The organism is Alteromonas algae, from assembly GCF_049117195.1.
GTDB lineage: Bacteria > Pseudomonadota > Gammaproteobacteria > Enterobacterales > Alteromonadaceae > Alteromonas.
This window is the reverse complement of the sequence record NZ_CP185260.1, coordinates 492018-509796: the sequence shown is the minus strand read 5'-3', so window position 1 is coordinate 509796 and position 17779 is coordinate 492018. Positions and strand designations below refer to the sequence as shown.

The following is a 17779-nucleotide window of genomic DNA, read 5'->3' as shown; positions in this document are numbered from 1 at the left end:
ACACCACTGCCTAAGCAGCGGATGCGTATTCTAGTCACAAACGCGAGGTTGTCAACCTTTTAAACGCGTTGCTTCACCAATAAGTTTCGGAAAGTAGGCTAGTGGCAAATATTGGCTAAGCGCCATTAACTTTTCGCCCAGCATTTCGTAACTGTCAGCGGTCACATTGATATGACCCATTTTACGCTTTTCTCGAACAGACTTACCGTACCAATGCAAATGACTACCATCGATGCTAAGTAATTCTCGCGAGAAACTACTACACCCTATAATATTTACCATGGCACTTGGGCCGATTGCAGAAGTGTCACCTAAAGGAAGACCACACACGGCACGTAAATGGTTTTCAAATTGACTTGTAACCGCGCCTGATTGAGTCCAATGGCCTGAGTTATGTACTCGTGGCGCAAGTTCATTCACAAGCAGCGTGTCGCCTACTTGAAAAAGCTCTACGGCGAGTACACCAATGTAATCCATGCCCTCAGCAAGTTTGACGAAGATATCGTGTGCTTGCTGTTGCAGCGCATCGTCTACCTGTGTTGCAGGCGCTACTGAAACGTGAAGCTGACCTTGATGGTGCAGGTTTTCCGCAAGTGGATAAGTGCGAATGTCGCCCTGTGAATTGCGAACGCCAATAAGCGAAAGCTCTCTGTCAAATTCAGACATTTGCTCAACAACAAGAGGCACTAGCGTTAAATCTAGACTGCTAAGGTGCTGTTTGAGTTCAGGCAGCGCATCTTTTGACGCTAAGCGCCACTGCCCATAACCGTCGTATCCGTCGCGACTGGCTTTAATGATCAGCTTTTCACCAAGCGCTTCAACGCAAGCATCAAGCTCGTCGATGTGAGTAACGATTCGATGAGCGCAATTGGCGACATGCATTCGCTCTAGCAGTTGCTTTTCTCTTACCCTGTCAGCGCCTACTAAGATGCTGTTAATATTGGGCATGAGTTTTTCTGTTCGTGCTGCCTCTTCAAGCAGACGCTCTGGAACATGTTCAAACTCTACCGTGAGCGCATCGGCACTGGCTAATGCTTGCTCAAGCGACACATCAAGCGGCGTTTTACTTACCGGATGTACGACAGTATCGCTGTTTACGTCGACTGCCTGTACATCAATACCTAACGGGCTTCCCGCTAGGTACATCATTTGCGCAAGTTGGCCTGCTCCGTAAACTACGACTCTCATTCGCCTAGCTCCAGTGTATTGCTTGAAGCTAATACGGTATCTGTCTGCGCTTTTCTAAACGCAATAACCGCGTCGCGGACCGACTCTTCCTGTAGCGCCACAACTTGCGCTGCTAATAACCCAGCATTCGCGGCTCCGGCTTCACCGATGGCTAGTGTGCCCACAGCCACACCTTTAGGCATTTGTACGATGGATAGTAGCGAATCAAGACCACTGAGTGCTTTTGACTGCACCGGGCAACCAAAGACCGGTAAGTGCGTGTGCGCTGCAATCATTCCGGGAAGGTGTGCAGCACCGCCCGCTCCTGCAATGATGGCACTAAACCCTTCGTCTGCAGCACTTTCGGCAAATTCAACGAGCAAATTTGGTGTACGGTGCGCTGAAACCACCTTCGCCTCAAACTCTACGCCAAACGATTTCAACATCTTTGCAGCTTGCTGCATAGTAGGCCAATCGGACGTTGAGCCCATAACTATAGCGACTTTTGCCATCTAGTGTTCCTCGAAGGTAAATATTTTGGAATCTTTGGAAAGGTCGCGATTGTAGCCTAAATCAACAGCAAATCCCACTGCTTGACAGACCCGGGCGCTCTTGTCACGTATTGTGTACAATGACGACTTTATTGATACGGTTAGCGTGGTGCCTTCATTAAACGCGCGATAGCTCGGCAACAATACAATTAATTAATAACACTTTATTAATGGGCTTTGTGAGGTGTGCATTCATACCTGCCGCCAAACATGCCTGCCTGTCTTCTACGAACGCATTCGCTGTTAGCGCAATGATTGGGGTGGCCGTGTTCGCGTTACCCGTATTACGAATCGCTCTTGATGCACTGAGGCCATCCATTACCGGCATCTGACAATCCATAAGAATAATATCGAACTTGTGTTTTTGTGCAGCTTCTACGGCGTCTTTACCGTTTTTCACTCGAATCGCTTTGACCTGCTCTGCCTTAAGCATAGATAAAACGATTTCTGCGTTTATGTCGTTATCTTCCGCGACTAAAAACTTTAACCCCTGCGGTAACTCGTTTACTACTGGCGCCATAGTTTGTTCTGCTTGGTGACTGACATCGCATGGAATAGTCACGCTAAATGTTGTTCCTTTACCCAGTTCACTTTCAGCACGAATTGTTCCACCCAGAAACTCCACTAATCCCTTCGTTATCGCTAACCCTAATCCGGTACCACCAAAATCGCGTGTTGTGGATGCATCTGCTTGTTCAAATTGTCCAAAAATATCACTCACTTTGTGTGACGGGATACCTATTCCTGTATCGCTGACCGTTATCAATAGCGTGTTGTCGACATAATCGCCGTGTATTGTCACACTTCCTTGATGAGTAAATTTAATCGCATTACTGACCAAATTATTAAGAATTTGAGACAGCTTTCCACCGTCGGTAGTGATGTATGCTGGCAGTCGGGCGCTACAAGCTACAGTAACATCGACACCTTTATAGCCCGCAGCTTGCTCATAGAGGGAACAACAGGCTTCTAACTGTGCGCTGACACACACGTCATAGTCATCTTTAATCAGCTTTCCTGATTCGATTTTTGACCAATCAAGAATACTGTCTAAAATCATCAACAGGTTTGTTGCTGAATGTGCAATAACGCCCGCTCGCTTCTTCGCCGCCTCTGACATTTCATGCTCTAGAAGTAAGTCGCACGACCCGATAATACCATTCATTGGTGTACGAATTTCATGACTCATGTTCGCAAGAAATTGCGTCTTCGCAACGCTAGCGGCCTTCGCTTCTGTTAGTGCATCTCGAAGATCATGCGTCTTTTCTCTAATTCTTTGTTCAAGTGATTTATTTAACTCTGCCAATTCTACATTTAAGTTTTTCTCATTAACCCGCGCTTTTTCTAGTTCATCAAATGCAAACGTAAGCCGCCTTTCAAGTTTTAAAAATTCATCGCTCAACAAAGCAAGCTCTGTGATATGTAGGGTTTTAGCGGGTAATTGAGACAGCTTAGCGTCGTGTGCTGGGCTAAAATTCGCAATATGGTTTATTAGCCTTCGTATCGGCAGCTCAATTAAACGCGAGACACAGTACCCGGTGAATGTACCAAGTAGTGATAATAGAAAAAGAAGACCTAAATCGGTTAATAGATAGCGACTCATCATCGTGTAAAGTCGTTCTTTGTCGTAATAATAACTTAAAAACCATTTCGCAGATGACATGGGGGTTGTCATGCGGAACCACGGCTTATTATTAGGCCCATTTTGAATATCTAACTCACACTTGTTCCCACATGGGTATTCTGGCGCTTTCAAAAGCGGGGCAAAACCTAACGCATCGGATGCGTAAATCACGTCGCCTTTTTGATCTTCTAACAATAATGAAAAACCGGGCAGATTCAGTGCGTCAATCGTCGCAAAACTTTGCAGTGACAAAGAGCCTTCGACAATCCCAGCCGAGACGCCATTTTCTTTAGTAATAGGGGCTGATATCGCAACGATAGGATCATCACCAAACCCCGTTCCCCGGAAAACGTCAGATAAATAAAGTTCGCCGCCTTCCATAGGGATACGAAAATAGGGCCGATATGACACGTTGGTCTTGTTGTTGATGAGCGCGATTTCCATCAAGTTTGGCGGATGCGCATGCTGTATTTCGCCTTCAGAATCTGTAATAAGAAAGGTCAAAAATTCTGGGTAATAGGTATGAAGTAATGACAGCTGATTGTCAGCCGCTGCGTTAAAATTAGGTTGAGCGTAGGGCATCGACAGCGATTTAGCGGACGACGCGATCGCGTTCTTGTGTAGCCGTATAAAATCTGAAAGTTGCTGTTCCAATACAGCAACCCGCTGTTTCATATATCCCTTAATTTGTTCTTCTTGTTGAGACTGATATAAGGATACCGAAAGATAAACCACCGTCATGGAAGCGACAAAAAAGCAGCCTGCAAAGAAGTAGCTGAACAAAAAGTGAAAGCTAACTTTTCCGGCCGGATCTTCAATGTTTCGTTCTATTCCGTTGCCCACAATGTAAGCAAAGTGCCCAGAGATTAAGCCAAACGCTCCGCTTACCCATGTAACCAATAAGCCGGAAAACATGACCGACGGCAAGTCTGAATCGTATACTGCGTGCTCTAACAATAGGATGGGTAAGAACACGAGTGTCCAGCTCCCCGCCCCTACTCTTAATACACGCTTTATTGACCCTTCATAGGCGAGAAAACTAATAACAATTGGCAAAAGAGTTAATGTTTCTTTGCCTATTACGCCATTATTACCTACCCATAAAGGTAGGCTGATAAGCACAGTAAGCGGTATAGCGTATCGGGAGGGAAATCGTAATGCGCCATAAATAGCGGCTCCCATGCCAAACGCTGCTATTCCAGTGCTATAAAACGGGGCTGAGAGTGAATTAAGCCCCGCACCGATGACACAGGTAATGAATAAGTGCAGCATCAAAGATGGAGAGAATGACAAATTAACCCTACTCACTTCATGCTCCCGATGCCAATACGATTAATGACTTGCCATGTAATCTAAGGTGAAGTTAGTTAACAGCTTCACACCAAGTTTCATACCAGAGTCGTCCACGTAGAATTCTGGCGTATGGTGCGCAGGACTATCTTCTTCAGACACGTTTAATGGTTTCCCACCAACCCACACGTAAAGACCAGGTATCTTTTCTTGGAAGAAAGAAAAGTCTTCTGCGCCCGTTACAGGTTTTGACAGCAATGTATTTTCTACACCAGCAGTTCGCTGCATAGTAGGCAACATTTGTTGGGTTAACGCTGGGTCGTTGTAGGTAATAGGGTAGTAATAGTCAAGCGGCAACGTAAGCTCAGCGTCAGCCCCCATACTTTGTGCAATCGCTTTTACTTTCCTAGGTAAGGCTTCGTAAATATGATCGCGCGCGGCTTTGTTAAGGGTACGTATTGTGCCGACCATTTCTACTTCGTTTGGAATAATATTAGAGCGATTACCACCATGGATAGACCCAATGGATACCACCGCCGCATCGTCAATAAGACGAAGCTCACGGCTTACGATAGTTTGGATAGACATAATCATCTGAGCAGCAGTGACAACAGGATCAACACTTTTCCATGGGTAAGCACCGTGCGCTTGTTTTCCATTAATTACAATTTTAAACGGGTCAACAGCTGCCATTGTGCCGCCGGCATTATATCGAACCGTTCCTACATCGGTGTTAGCACTGATATGGAGCCCGAAGATAACGTCAACATCGGGATTTTTTAACACCCCTTCTTTAACCATCACTTCTGCACCGCCTTTCTCACCAGCAGGTGCACCTTCTTCGGCAGGCTGGAAGATAAATTTCACTTTTCCTTTTAGCTCACTTTTAATGCCTGTAAGGATCTTCGCAGCCCCCATAAGCATAGCCATGTGCGTATCATGTCCACACGCATGCATAACGGGGACGTCTTTCCCGTTGTACTCACCCATTTGTGTTGAGCGATAAGACAAGTCACTTTGCTCTTTTACTGGTAACCCGTCCATGTCGGCTCTTAGTGCCACTACAGGGCCTGGCTTCCCAGAATCTAAAACGGCGACAACGCCTGTTCGTGCGACCCCTGTTTCTACTTCAAGCCCCAACGATGTGAGGTAATCAGCCACGTATTTAGCGGTATTAAACTCGCGGTTTGATAATTCAGGAAACTCATGAAAATGATGGCGCCAGGTAATGACATCTTTTTCTACATCTGATGCCAATGCCTCAACGTCGACTTGCGCGTGTGAAACAGATACCCATCCAATGAGGGCTAAAAAGAATATCGTCCGGTACATAGTATAATTTCCCTTGCGTGTCTTTAACCATTAAGAGTATTACAATTAGCGTGTAAACACATCATCAACCTAAGTTAAATTACACAAAATATTTGGAAAATTCGGCCTTTTAGACTTAAGTCTAAGTTGTTAACGGTAAGCGGTTTTTAACTGTAAACACCGTAAAATTAAAACGAAAAAGGCACCCGAAGGTGCCTTTTTTCTACTGTGTCTATTTTTAACTTTTTTGTCTTCGCATTGCATCAAAGAACTCATCGTTTGTCTTGGTCATTGACAACTTACTGATAAGGAATTCCATTGCGTCGATTTCAGACATTTCATGCACGATCTTTCGTAAGATCCACATTTTTTGCAACTCGTCTTGTTTGGTAAGAAGCTCTTCACGACGTGTACCAGAACGGTTAAAGTCGATAGCTGGGAAAACACGCTTTTCCGCAATTTTGCGGTTAAGGTGTAATTCCATGTTACCTGTACCTTTAAACTCTTCGTAGATAACTTCATCCATCTTAGAGCCAGTATCAATCAGTGCTGTTGCAATGATAGTTAAGCTACCACCTTCTTCAACGTTACGTGCCGCACCAAAGAAACGCTTTGGTTTATGCAGTGCGTTTGCATCAACACCACCGGTTAATACTTTACCTGACGACGGAATAACGGTGTTGTATGCACGGGCAAGACGGGTAATTGAATCAAGAAGGATAACCACATCTTTCTTATGCTCAACAAGACGCTTTGCTTTTTCAATTACCATTTCGGCAACTTGAACGTGGCGACTGGCCGGCTCATCAAACGTTGAGGCAACTACTTCACCTTGCACAAGACGGTGCATTTCAGTTACTTCTTCAGGACGTTCGTCGATGAGCAACACCATAAGCTCACACTCTGGGTGGTTTGCCGCGATAGACTGGGCGATATTCTGAAGTAATAAGGTTTTACCCGCTTTTGGTGGTGCAACGATAAGACCACGTTGACCTCTACCAATTGGCGACGCCAAGTCTAGTACACGGGCAGTAATATCTTCTGTTGACCCATTTCCACGTTCCATGCGCAAACGATCGTTTGCATGAAGCGGAGTAAGGTTTTCAAATAATATTTTATTTCGCGAGTTCTCTGGTTTATCAAAGTTTACTTCACGAATTTTTAGCAACGCAAAATAGCGCTCGCTGTCTTTAGGCGGTCTAATTTTTCCAGCGATGGTGTCACCCGTACGCAGATTGAACCTGCGGATTTGACTAGGTGATACATAAATATCGTCTGGACCAGCAAGATATGACGAGTCTGCTGAACGCAGAAAGCCAAAACCGTCCTGTAAAATTTCGAGTACCCCGTCACCGAAAATATCTTCGCCGCTTTTAGCATGCGTTTTCAGTATCGAGAAAATGATGTCTTGTTTTCTGGCTCTCGCCATGTTTTCCAGGCCCATTTCCTCGGCCAGGGCAACCAACTCGCTAATCGGTTTATTTTTTAATTCGGTTAAATTCATACTGGTGGGTCTTTGTGATTGAACTTCGTTTACAGGACTAATTGTCACTCTGTTCTAATTTAGATTTGATTATGCCCGGATACAGGCTAATAAGCAGAATGCAGCTCGGGTGAGCGCTGAAGGAAAAGTTAGCACTATATTTAACCAACGTCCAGCGTTTTAATGCGGAATTGTTAAATAAAATGAGGCTTGTCCTCAATACATGAGCTTCGATGCAAAGAGAGCGAAACAACGGGATAGAAGAAACAAAAAAGCCGGTGATGAACACCGGCCTTTTATTATTGAATCGCAAACTACAGATTTTCGTTTAAGAACTCAGTAAGTTGAGCTTTAGATAGCGCGCCAACCTTTGTTGCTGCTACGTTTCCATTTTTGAAAAGTAGAAGCGTTGGAATGCCACGAATACCATATTTAGGTGGAGTTTCGTTATTTTCATCGACATTCAACTTGCCAACTGTTAACTTGCCTTCAAACTCGTTCGCAACTTCCGCAAGGATTGGTGCGATCATTTTACAGGGGCCACACCACTCGGCCCAAAAGTCAACCAGCACAGGACCTTCAGCATTGATTACGTCAGCCTCGAATTTATCGTCAGATAACTGGATAATTTTGTCGCTCATTCTTTTCTCCATTATTGGTCTGTCGCTGATTTGTTTCAGCTTTACCATAAGTGTTATATAGAAACCGTTTTTAATGCAAGCACCGATAAGCTATAAGCTATGCCAACTCACTTAACAGATACTCATTTTTCCGACCTGCCGATTAATAGCAAGGTGGTTGACGCCTTGACGGCAGCTAATTTTTCGCATTGTACACCAATTCAAGCGTTGTCACTTCCTCCTTTATTAGAAGGCCTTGATATCGCGGGACAAGCCCAAACAGGTACAGGCAAAACCATCGCGTTCTTAGTTGCTACGTTTCACTATTTGCTTAGCAAAGCAGAAGATGACAATAGCAGCAACTCAAAAGGCGCGAATTCAGCCGGGCCCCGAGCCATTATTATGGCACCTACCCGAGAACTCGCGGTTCAAATCTATAACGACGCCAAATTGCTCAGTGAGCACACTGGCTTATCGCTCGGTTTGATCTATGGGGGCGAAGGCTACCAAAGTCAACGTGAAAGCCTAGAAGAAGGTGTAGATATTATTATCGGCACCACAGGGCGTATACTAGATTATTATAAACAGGATGTTTTCTCACTAAAGAATATTCAAGTGGCTGTACTTGATGAAGCGGATCGCATGTTCGATTTAGGCTTTATTAAAGATATTCGCTTTTTATTCCGCAGAATGCCACCGGCCTCAGAGCGACTAAGCATGCTGTTCTCAGCGACGCTAAGCTACCGAGTACAGGAATTGGCGTACGAGCACATGAACAACCCAACGCACGTTCAAGTGGCGCCAGAGCAAACGACGGCGAGCCGCGTTTCACAGGAACTTTTTTATCCGTCAGATGACGATAAAATGTTACTGCTTCTGACCTTGTTAGAAGAAGAATGGCCAGATAAAGCGATTGTATTTGCTAACACCAAGTACAGCTGCGAAAAGGTAACCGATTGGCTTACCGCAGATGGTCATCGCGTGGGTTTACTTAGTGGTGATGTACCACAAAAGAAACGCTTAGGGATTTTAGAAGACTTTACGAATGGTAAGTTGGATATTCTGGTTGCAACCGATGTTGCAGCACGAGGACTTCACATTGATGCCGTTACGCACGTTTTCAACTTTGACCTTCCCGACGACGCCGAAGATTATGTCCATCGTATTGGACGTACAGGTAGAGCTGGGCAAAGCGGTATCGCAATAAGTTTTGCATGTGAAAAGTATGCCATGAACTTGCCTGCGATAGAGCAATACATCAGCCAAACCATTCCCGTTACTGACTATGACAGAGCGGTATTACTTGATGATGTTAAAGCGCCTAGACCGAGAAGACGTACACCGAGCAATCGAAATACATCTCGCAGAGGGAATGGACGAGGTAGAGGTAAGCCACAGAATCGTGGTGGTAACAGATAAGAAATAAGTCATATGCAGGCAGAACTACAGCACAACGCACAAAACCACGGCGAATTTTATGCCGCCGTGGATTTAGGCTCTAACAGCTTTCACATGGTAGTGGTTCATGTTGTTAATGGTAGCGTCCAAATTATTGGAAAAGTTAAACAGAAAGTACGTTTAGCGGCTGGTCTTAACGACAAGATGGAACTTGATGAAGTAAGCATGGAACGTGGTTGGCAATGCCTGCAGCTTTTTTCAGAGCGATTGCAAGATGTACCGCCGTCAAATATTAAAGTAGTAGCGACCGCTACGCTTCGTCTCGCCACAAACTCTCATGTTTTCGTTAAACGTGCAGAAGAAATTTTAAAACATAAACTTGAAGTTATTAGCGGCGAAGAAGAAGCCCGCCAAATTTACCTCGGCGTCGCATATACGTCGGCCAATCAAGGCAACAGCCTAGTGATTGACATTGGTGGGGCCAGTACCGAAATTATTATTGGCAATGATATGCAGCCTATTCACTTAAAAAGTTTAGATATGGGTTGTGTCACGTTCATGGAACGTTATTTCCCACAAGGGCGTATCACCGACGATAACTTTACCCAAGCTAAGTCGGCAGCATGCGAACTATTACGTGCAGAAAAAGATGCTTTTCTTTGTTTTGACTGGGAAAACTGCTTAGGCGCCTCAGGCACGCCACAAGCCATCACTGAAATATTAGTAGCGCAAGGCATAAGCGATGCCATACGTTTAGACTATTTATACCACCTTCAGCAGCAGTGTATCGATTGCGCTTCAATAGATAACCTAAACATTGAAGGCCTTGAAGATAACCGTAAAGCCATTTTTCCCTCTGGTCTCGCCATTCTTATCAGCTTGTTTGAACAACTCAACATAAAGCATATGAATATCTCTGGCGGCGCGTTAAGAGAGGGTTTAATTTATGGCATGCTGGATAATATACAAGATAACGACAGACGTAAGCAGACACTGAATCAGACGATGGCGCGATATCATATCGATGCTGCGCACGCCAAGGCGGTAAAAGGCATTGCCACTTCAATGTGCCACCAGCTCTGTTCACAACAGCAAATTTGTCACTTAGATACTGAGGCAATTTTAGGTGCTGCAGCGATGCTCCATGAAACCGGCTTGCACATAGAGTATAAAAAGCATCATGAGCATGGCGCTTATATTCTTACTCATATAGATTTGCCCGGCTTTACAAAGCTTCAACGCACTGCGATACGCGATTTAGTAGCCTCACACCGCTTAGCCATACCTCAGCACACATTCGAACATTATCATGACGATTATCAGCCCATGCTTCGAGGGTTAATGCGAATTTTACGCGTTGCGGTGGTGTTAAGTTTACGACGTCAAAATAAGCACATTCCCGACGTGCAATTGCAGTGTGAGGGCGATAAATGGACGTTGATATTCCCTGATGGCTGGCTTAAATCGCACCCGTTAATCAATGCTGAACTTGCGAATGAAAGTTGGCTTCAACATAAAGCGGGCTGGGAACTTGTTTGCCACTAGGTGGGCGTAGTAGTTAGGCGCGCCTCACATTGCTTGGCGCGCACATTGACATTTTACCGTCTCTTCCGTTTACTTATGCTTCGCTAACAATGCCGCCGCTTTGGGCGCAAAGTACGTAAGAATACCGTTCGCCCCAGCACGTTTAAACGCTAACAACGATTCAAGTATCACTTCATCTTCTTTTAACCAACCGTTTGCAAACGCGGCTTGATGCATGGCGTATTCTCCACTGACCTGATAGGCAAAGGTGGGCACGCTAAACGTTTCTTTACAACGCCGTACGATATCAAGATAAGGCATACCTGGCTTAACCATAACCATATCTGCACCCTCTTGAATATCTAACGCGATTTCATGTAGTGCTTCATCAGAGTTTGCAGGGTCCATTTGATACGTTTTCTTGTTGCCCCCTTTGATATTGGCAGCAGAGCCGACAGCATCCCTAAAGGGGCCATAGTACGCCGACGCATATTTAGCCGAGTAGGCCATAATGCAGGTATTGATAAACCCCTTCTCTTCTAGCGCATGACGAATTGCACCAATTCGTCCGTCCATCATGTCAGACGGTGCGATGATATCTGCCCCCGCTTGCGCGTGCGACAATGCTTGTTTAATTAACACATCAACCGTTTCATCGTTCATCACATAGCCATCATCGTTAATGAGGCCGTCTTGCCCATGTGAAGTAAAAGGGTCCAGTGCTACATCTGACATTAACATAACATCAGGAAACGCTTGCTTTAATGCAGTAATAGCTTGCTGCGCTAATCCATTTGGGTTGTAAGCCTCTTTCGCACAATCGGTTTTATGCTCCATCGGCGTAACGGGAAAGAGTGCAAGAGTCTTTATACCAAGCGCAACCCACTGCTCTGCGGCTTCAAGCAATAGATCGATAGAGAGGCGTTCTACGCCTGGCATAGACGACACTGACTCGCGCTGCTGCGTGCCCGGTAGGACAAACACTGGGTAAATCAAGTCATCTACACTTAACTGGTTTTCTGAAACCAAACCTCGCAGGGCGTCATTAGCACGAAGGCGGCGCATACGCTGCGCGGGAAATGCTGGGGAGGTCATAAACTATCCTATAAATTCTTGATGTATTACGGTATTTCTACCAGACTCTTTCGCTTTGTATAGCAGTTCATCAGCAAACTTAAAGAGCGCTAATGCGTGCTCTTCATTTTTAATTATTGCCGTTGTTACACCAACGCTGATGCTAAGCGGTATATGGTGCCCATCAAATTCAACATCGAGGCTATCAATAGCGTGGCGCATTGCTTCTACTACGTGGGTTGCCCCGCTGAGTTCAGTGTTCGGGAGAATAAGTGCAAACTCTTCACCGCCAATGCGACATAGGTCATCGGATAAACGGTTAAGTTCTGACTGAAGGGCTTTACCCACGTGAATAAGGCACGCATCACCACCGGTATGACCGAAGGAATCATTAACTTGTTTGAAATGATCAATATCGATAACCGCAACGGACAATGGAGTTTGTTCTCGGCGGCTGCGGCGGCCTTCAGACTTTAACCGCTTATCAAAATGACGGCGATTATTCATTCCAGTTAGCGGGTCGATAGAGGTTAACCGTTCCAACTCATTATTTACTTCAGAAAGCTCTCTAAGCGTTATTTCTAACTCAAGAGTACGTTCTTCAACCTTATACTCCAAATCGTCCTGATAGCGTTTTTGCACCTCGAGTAAGCTTTCTTTTGCCGTATTCGCTTGTACCTCTTGTGCAAGTGCAAACTGTTGCGCTTTGATCAAATCATCTCGGCTATGGCTGTAGCTAATGGCTAATACAAACGCCAGGATTAACGTTTCAAGCGCGCCACCAATAACAAGTAAGCTATTCGAGCTTATTGATAAATCGATAAGCCCAACATTATCCAAACTTGCGCTCATTCCACTTATCAGCAAAAAGCCCCAGGCAATGGTGAAGTAACGTGCGACTGTCTCGCCCTTTATCGATAGCCATATGCCAATCGCAATAGTAAATAGCACGACGATAGCTAGCATCGCTAAGAATAGCTTGATAAGAATGCTATACGGTAAGATAAAACTAATAATAATGCCTACACCGAACGACCAACTCATTGCCTTGAGTATGCTATCGATACGCTTACTGTGCTTAACAATAGGCAATAAATTTCGCGTGAATATAGTGGCGAATAAAATCGTAGCATTAGCGAAAATTACTACAGCGCGTGTTTGGAACCACATTTGTTCAGACCATAGGTACGCATAGCCAAAACCGTGTAATGCCGCCAACGTTAGTGCAAGATTAAATACATAACCCGAGTAATAAATAAACGAACGCCGTTTCGTTGTTAGAAAAAGAAATACATTGTTAATGCCCATCGCGCACAGAAAACCAAAAAACAGCCCCATCATCAGGTTCTGTGTAGAGGTAAATTCAATGAACTCGGCTTCTTCCCACACCCTTATTGGCAAACGTATTGTGCCTGCGGTTTCTATTTTCACTAGCACGCGTTGTGACTGTGCACTTGAAGGAAGTGGGAACAATGGCTTTTCGTGTTTTATTGCGCGGTTTAAAAAGGGTGAAATATCACCCGCGCTGTAGGTGACCAATGGCGTAGTGCCCACGTTGCGATAAATGGCCACGTCTAACGTGTCCAACAAGGAATAATCGACCTCTAAAAGAAAGCGACTGCCTTGGCTTTCCGTGGGTGAGACCATGAAAGAGAACCAGTACGTGGCCTCACCCATCCCTAAATTGACCGGTGAATTTGTGGGCACCCACTGAGCTTCGGAATATAAAAACACGTCATCGAACGTGACGTTTTTATCTTCGGTAACGGTATATTTAAGCTGGGATACTCTGGAATGAATATTTTTTTCGGGTGAGAGGTTCAACGCAATAAATGTCAGCAGCACGACAGCAATTAATGTTGTAGCGATAAGCCCAACATCGTAGCTTTTAACAGTATCTGACTTTATAAACATTCGCGTTATCTCTGCAGTGAAAACAACTTACACGTATTGGCGTAACTACTCTCTTGCAAGGCTTGTGTACTTACCCCCATCAAATCACTTAGCTGCTCACCAATATGGGGGAGAAAAGCGGGTTCATTATTTCGCTTTCGCGGCTTTAGCGTTTTAGGATAAAGATAGGGCGCGTCAGTTTCAATAATGAGGCGTTCGAGGGGAAGGTGCGTTACAGCATCACGCAAATTTTGGCCTCTCTTTTCATCACAGACCCACCCCGTTATACCGATAAACAGCCCCATATCGATATACGACTTCATCTGCTCATGAGTACCTGTAAAACAATGTGCTATGCCTGCTTTCAAATGAGGTAACACCGGGCGCAAACAGGCCACCTGCTGCGTAAACGCATCACGTTCATGAAGATACACTGGCATTTGAAGCTCTACGGCGATAGCAAGCTGCGCGTTAAACACAGCAATCTGTGTGTCTTGTGGAGAAAAGTTGCGATTAAAATCAAGACCACATTCGCCAATGGCAACAACACCATCGTGTTGCGCCAATTGCCTCAAGCGTTTTAAATCGTCTTCGGTTACATCTTTGGCATTGTGCGGGTGCACACCAACGGTATAGCAACAGGCATCAGGGTAGCGCTCATATAATGCTTTTGCCGCATCCCACTCATTAGGGTGAGTGGTAATAATACAGAGCTTCTTGACGCCAGCATCCGTTGCACGCGAGATGACGTCATCAACATCAAACCTACTGTCGAGCAAATTAACGCCAGCATCAAACCAAGACATATTATTTAAGACGCTTCACTTTCATGCGCTTATTCAGCCCTTCTACGCTGAGGTAAAATGCACCAAGGACACCACGTTCAACCGTAACGTTTTGACCCTCTTTTATCTTAAGGTAGGTTTGGTCAGTCTGTTGCCATACCGTGCCATTATTAAATGTAATAACGTATTTATCGCGAAGGTTTTTAGTTAGGCTTGCAATTGATACCGCCATGTCAGCGTCTTTTTTGTCTAAGTCTTGTTTGTGCTCTAGACCAAACTCTGTGGCTGACTTCTGCTTCTTAGGCATGACGTCGGCGTTCGCCGCGGCGACAGGTCGCGTCGATGCTGTACGCTTCACCGGTGCGATAGCGCCTAACGAGGTTTGGGGTAAGCCAGCACTAACACCGTCATATTGATTCATTTGCTTGACGACTTTGTCGTAGCACATCAACCTTTTCAAGCTATTATCGGTTTGCTTACATCCATTCAGCGCTTCGCCGATAGTTTCAGCATTGGCTAGTGATGCACTAAGCGGTACGACGACTGCTAGCAAAAAAAACGCGCGTAACTTCATTACTTGTCCTTTATTTCTATTTTTGTTCGGTGGTAGTTTCTGTTTCATCTTCGTCATCTTCAGGCGCTTTTCTCACGTAGACTCCACCGATAATGACGCCCACTTCAAATAACAGCCACATGGGAATGGCCAGCAGTGTTTGAGAAATAACATCTGGTGGCGTTAGTAACATGCCCAATACAAATGCGCCAACAACAACAAACGGGCGTTTCGCGCGCAGTGATTTGGCATCCGTCACCCCTGTCCAACATAACAGGATAATGGCGATGGGTATTTCAAATGAGACGCCAAAAGCGAAGAACAGTTTCAATACGAAGTTTAAATAACTCGAGATATCTGTGCTTACCGTTACCCCTTCTGGCGCAACACTGGTAAAGAACGCAAATGCGAGCGGGAATACCACAAAATACGCAAACGCCATTCCAGCATAAAACAACAGCGTGCTGGATAGCAGTAACGGCGCAACTAGCTTTTTCTCATTTCGATAGAGGCCAGGCGCCACAAACCCCCACACTTGATAGAGCACATAAGGAATGGCAATAAAAAACGAGAGAACTAATGTTAGTTTAAATGGGGCGAAAAAGGGGGATGCCACATCGGTAGCAATCATGGTCGCATTTTCTGGCATAGCATCAAGCAATGGCATGGCCAACAGTTGGTAAAGGTCTTGCGCAAATGCTGCCAAGCACAAAAACACAACGAGCACGCTAAGCAACGCCTTCAAAATGCGACTGCGTAGTTCAATAAGATGAGAAATTAGATTATTTGTGTCAGACATTTATTGTTTTTTATAGGGTTCTTGAACTGACTCGGCTGCTTTTTTCAACTCTTCGACACTTTTTTCAAGGTCGGGAGAGAGGTTTTTAAGGCCTTGCTGTTCTGCTTTCTTCAAATTGTCGTGTAATTCATGTACGCGCAGTTGATGCTCAACTTCTTGCTTAAAGCCCGTTGCTACATTTCTTACACTTCGAACCGTTTTAATGGTGGAACGCATAGCCCCAGGCAAACGCTCGGGCCCCAATATGAGCAACGCAAGTACACCAATAACAAGGATTTCCCAAAAACCAATGTCAAACATTAGGATTTTTCTTTAACGTCGCTCTGGGCGTTTGTTGTGACAGTGTCCGACGGCGCTTTGTCTTCAACCTGTTTAGATTGTGCAAAATCAGCGTCTTTCTCTTTATCTTTGTCTTCTTCGTTAACCGCTTTTTTAAACCCTTTAATGGCTGAGCCTAAATCGCTGCCCATACCTTTTAAGCGCTTAGTCCCAAAAAGTAACACGACAATTACCAAAATAATTAGCAACTGCCAAACGCCAATACCACCCATAAATTTATCTCCCTTACGTCAGTAGTAACAGTATGCCACCCCCTGACATTGCTTTCACCTGAATATTTACACGAACGATTAATGATTGATATTTAATGAATACGGACGCATGCTATGCACTTCGTCAAAACGTCGATAAGATAAAGGATAATATCATTGATAAACAGAAGGTTATATACCGCATGATGCGAATCGTCTTCGTTGCGATGGTACTTCTTGTCCCATTTATCACCCATGCGGCACCGCCTGCCTCTGAGGCGAGCAGTACACAAAATACGGCTAACGACGCGACACCCCAAAAACAAAATGCGTGGTTTGACGTGTGGCAGCGTAGCTTCACCGACTCAATGGATTTTACCGTGAAACAGTTGGATGGGCTATTTATGGGAGAAAGCGACACGGCGATGTCTAATCAAGCGCGCGCTGAAGGCCGTGTGCAGCTTGCATGGGAGCCTCGCACAAGCATGTTATCTGACACAGACGTGCGCTTTCGAATTCGTGTTCAACTGCCGGCGCTGGAAGACCGTGTTGATTTACTGCTTAGCGATAATGAAGATGAAACCCAAGACAACACGATTCGTGCGGCACGTAATACCGACAATAATAATAGAGATCGCACCACCATTGCGCTGAGGTTTAGACCTGATCAAGACTCACATTATTCATTTCGTGTAGGCGCAGGCCGGCGGGACCAGCTTTACGTAAAAGCGCGTTATCGCGATGCAATTGCACTAAATACCAAGTGGGCCATGCTTTATGATAGCGAAATGTATTTTTACTCTCGCGATGGTTTAGGTGCTGAAGCCGGGGTTGCATTCCAATACGACCTAAGCAAAAAACATCTTTTTCGACAGAATAATCGTTTTTATTTCAGAGACGATACAAACGATTGGTTGTGGCGACACGAAATTCACCACCTTCACTCAGTGAATGAATACAACGCGATCATCCCGCATTTTCTGGTAGAAGGCCTCAGCCAGCCTAATTATCGCGTTGAAGAAATCTATTCAGGTGTGCGCTGGCGCAACAACACGCTGCGCGACTGGCTGTTTTTTGAGGTTGAGCCCTTTGTACTGTTATTACGCAGTGAAGATTTCAAACCTTCCTATGGCGTTGCGCTGAGGGTTGAAGCGTACTACGGAAGAGATACCTAGAC

At 45.1% G+C, this 17779-nt stretch carries 16 protein-coding genes; 3 read left to right on the top strand and 13 right to left on the bottom strand.

All coding sequences use genetic code 11. The features are described 5' to 3' along the window. Positions 1-51: 51 nt before the first annotated feature. The 6 genes from ACOJRU_RS02215 to trxA all read right to left on the bottom strand — a co-directional run bounded on the left by ACOJRU_RS02215 (position 52) and on the right by trxA (position 8067). Complete coding sequence (locus tag ACOJRU_RS02215; protein ID WP_421133439.1) at positions 52-1188, bottom strand: 5-(carboxyamino)imidazole ribonucleotide synthase; 1137 nt, start codon at positions 1186-1188, stop codon at positions 52-54. After that, positions 1185-1679 (bottom strand): 5-(carboxyamino)imidazole ribonucleotide mutase, encoded by a 495-nt coding sequence (gene purE / locus ACOJRU_RS02210; protein ID WP_421133438.1) that lies wholly within the window; start codon positions 1677-1679, stop codon positions 1185-1187. The genes ACOJRU_RS02215 and purE overlap by 4 nt, the downstream gene beginning before the upstream one ends. 157 nt (positions 1680-1836) lie before the next feature. After that, the gene (locus ACOJRU_RS02205; RefSeq protein ID WP_421133437.1) at positions 1837-4650 is read right to left on the bottom strand and encodes an ATP-binding protein; all 2814 of its coding nucleotides are present in this window, start codon (positions 4648-4650) and stop codon (positions 1837-1839) included. 24 nt (positions 4651-4674) lie between these two features. Further along, the gene (locus tag ACOJRU_RS02200) at positions 4675-5964 is read right to left on the bottom strand and encodes an amidohydrolase (protein ID WP_421133436.1); all 1290 of its coding nucleotides are present in this window, start codon (positions 5962-5964) and stop codon (positions 4675-4677) included. A gap of 217 nt (positions 5965-6181) precedes the next feature. Next, complete coding sequence (gene rho / locus ACOJRU_RS02195; protein ID WP_421133435.1) at positions 6182-7447, bottom strand: transcription termination factor Rho; 1266 nt, start codon at positions 7445-7447, stop codon at positions 6182-6184. A gap of 293 nt (positions 7448-7740) precedes the next feature. Continuing rightward, entirely contained in the window at positions 7741-8067 is a 327-nt protein-coding gene (gene trxA, locus ACOJRU_RS02190) for a thioredoxin TrxA (RefSeq protein WP_421133434.1), read from the bottom strand. 99 nt (positions 8068-8166) lie between these two features. On the opposite strand from trxA, the gene rhlB reads away from it, so the two are divergent. Together rhlB and ACOJRU_RS02180 are read left to right on the top strand one after the other, a co-directional pair. Continuing rightward, complete coding sequence (gene rhlB, locus ACOJRU_RS02185; protein WP_421133433.1) at positions 8167-9465, top strand: ATP-dependent RNA helicase RhlB; 1299 nt, start codon at positions 8167-8169, stop codon at positions 9463-9465. 12 nt (positions 9466-9477) lie between these two features. Further along, complete coding sequence (locus ACOJRU_RS02180; protein WP_421133432.1) at positions 9478-10989, top strand: guanosine-5'-triphosphate,3'-diphosphate pyrophosphatase; 1512 nt, start codon at positions 9478-9480, stop codon at positions 10987-10989. 69 nt (positions 10990-11058) lie between these two features. On the opposite strand, the gene hemB is transcribed toward ACOJRU_RS02180, so the two are convergent. Genes hemB through tatA form a run of 7 tightly spaced genes read right to left on the bottom strand, consistent with a single transcriptional unit; the run spans position 11059 to position 16623 of the window. Then, positions 11059-12063, bottom strand: coding sequence for a porphobilinogen synthase (hemB, locus tag ACOJRU_RS02175; protein ID WP_421133431.1), 1005 nt, complete (start codon positions 12061-12063; stop codon positions 11059-11061). 3 nt (positions 12064-12066) lie between these two features. Continuing rightward, positions 12067-13956: a sensor domain-containing diguanylate cyclase gene (locus tag ACOJRU_RS02170; RefSeq protein ID WP_421133430.1), complete on the bottom strand. Its 1890-nt coding sequence runs from the start codon at positions 13954-13956 to the stop codon at positions 12067-12069. Positions 13957-13961: 5 nt separating this feature from the next. After that, positions 13962-14741, bottom strand: coding sequence for a TatD family hydrolase (locus ACOJRU_RS02165; RefSeq protein WP_421133429.1), 780 nt, complete (start codon positions 14739-14741; stop codon positions 13962-13964). Position 14742: 1 nt separating this feature from the next. After that, on the bottom strand, positions 14743-15294 hold the full coding sequence (locus ACOJRU_RS02160; RefSeq protein WP_421133428.1) for a hypothetical protein: 552 nt from the start codon (positions 15292-15294) through the stop codon (positions 14743-14745). Positions 15295-15310: 16 nt separating this feature from the next. After that, entirely contained in the window at positions 15311-16072 is a 762-nt protein-coding gene (gene tatC, locus ACOJRU_RS02155) for a twin-arginine translocase subunit TatC (RefSeq protein WP_421133427.1), read from the bottom strand. Continuing rightward, complete coding sequence (tatB, locus tag ACOJRU_RS02150; protein ID WP_421133426.1) at positions 16073-16372, bottom strand: Sec-independent protein translocase protein TatB; 300 nt, start codon at positions 16370-16372, stop codon at positions 16073-16075. Continuing rightward, the gene (gene tatA / locus ACOJRU_RS02145; RefSeq protein ID WP_421133425.1) at positions 16372-16623 is read right to left on the bottom strand and encodes a twin-arginine translocase TatA/TatE family subunit; all 252 of its coding nucleotides are present in this window, start codon (positions 16621-16623) and stop codon (positions 16372-16374) included. Before tatA ends, tatB begins: the two co-directional genes overlap by 1 nt. A 95-nt stretch (positions 16624-16718) precedes the next feature. Here tatA and ACOJRU_RS02140 point away from each other — a divergent pair, with 95 nt between their 5' ends. Continuing rightward, entirely contained in the window at positions 16719-17777 is a 1059-nt protein-coding gene (locus ACOJRU_RS02140; protein WP_421133424.1) for a hypothetical protein, read from the top strand. Positions 17778-17779 lie beyond the last annotated feature (2 nt).

What these genes read in the sequence shown, in the direction of transcription:
- ACOJRU_RS02215 (WP_421133439.1), bottom strand. Translation starts at nt 1,188, where the DNA reads ATGAGAGTCGTAGTTTACGGAGCAGGCCAACTTGCGCAAATGATGTAC.
- purE (WP_421133438.1), bottom strand. Translation starts at nt 1,679, where the DNA reads ATGGCAAAAGTCGCTATAGTTATGGGCTCAACGTCCGATTGGCCTACT.
- ACOJRU_RS02200 (WP_421133436.1), bottom strand. Translation starts at nt 5,964, where the DNA reads ATGTACCGGACGATATTCTTTTTAGCCCTCATTGGATGGGTATCTGTT.
- rho (WP_421133435.1), bottom strand. Translation starts at nt 7,447, where the DNA reads ATGAATTTAACCGAATTAAAAAATAAACCGATTAGCGAGTTGGTTGCC.
- trxA (WP_421133434.1), bottom strand. Translation starts at nt 8,067, where the DNA reads ATGAGCGACAAAATTATCCAGTTATCTGACGATAAATTCGAGGCTGAC.
- rhlB (WP_421133433.1), top strand. Translation starts at nt 8,167, where the DNA reads ATGCCAACTCACTTAACAGATACTCATTTTTCCGACCTGCCGATTAAT.
- ACOJRU_RS02180 (WP_421133432.1), top strand. Translation starts at nt 9,478, where the DNA reads ATGCAGGCAGAACTACAGCACAACGCACAAAACCACGGCGAATTTTAT.
- hemB (WP_421133431.1), bottom strand. Translation starts at nt 12,063, where the DNA reads ATGACCTCCCCAGCATTTCCCGCGCAGCGTATGCGCCGCCTTCGTGCT.
- ACOJRU_RS02170 (WP_421133430.1), bottom strand. Translation starts at nt 13,956, where the DNA reads ATGTTTATAAAGTCAGATACTGTTAAAAGCTACGATGTTGGGCTTATC.
- ACOJRU_RS02165 (WP_421133429.1), bottom strand. Translation starts at nt 14,741, where the DNA reads ATGTCTTGGTTTGATGCTGGCGTTAATTTGCTCGACAGTAGGTTTGAT.
- ACOJRU_RS02160 (WP_421133428.1), bottom strand. Translation starts at nt 15,294, where the DNA reads ATGAAGTTACGCGCGTTTTTTTTGCTAGCAGTCGTCGTACCGCTTAGT.
- tatC (WP_421133427.1), bottom strand. Translation starts at nt 16,072, where the DNA reads ATGTCTGACACAAATAATCTAATTTCTCATCTTATTGAACTACGCAGT.
- tatB (WP_421133426.1), bottom strand. Translation starts at nt 16,372, where the DNA reads ATGTTTGACATTGGTTTTTGGGAAATCCTTGTTATTGGTGTACTTGCG.
- tatA (WP_421133425.1), bottom strand. Translation starts at nt 16,623, where the DNA reads ATGGGTGGTATTGGCGTTTGGCAGTTGCTAATTATTTTGGTAATTGTC.
- ACOJRU_RS02140 (WP_421133424.1), top strand. Translation starts at nt 16,719, where the DNA reads ATGAATACGGACGCATGCTATGCACTTCGTCAAAACGTCGATAAGATA.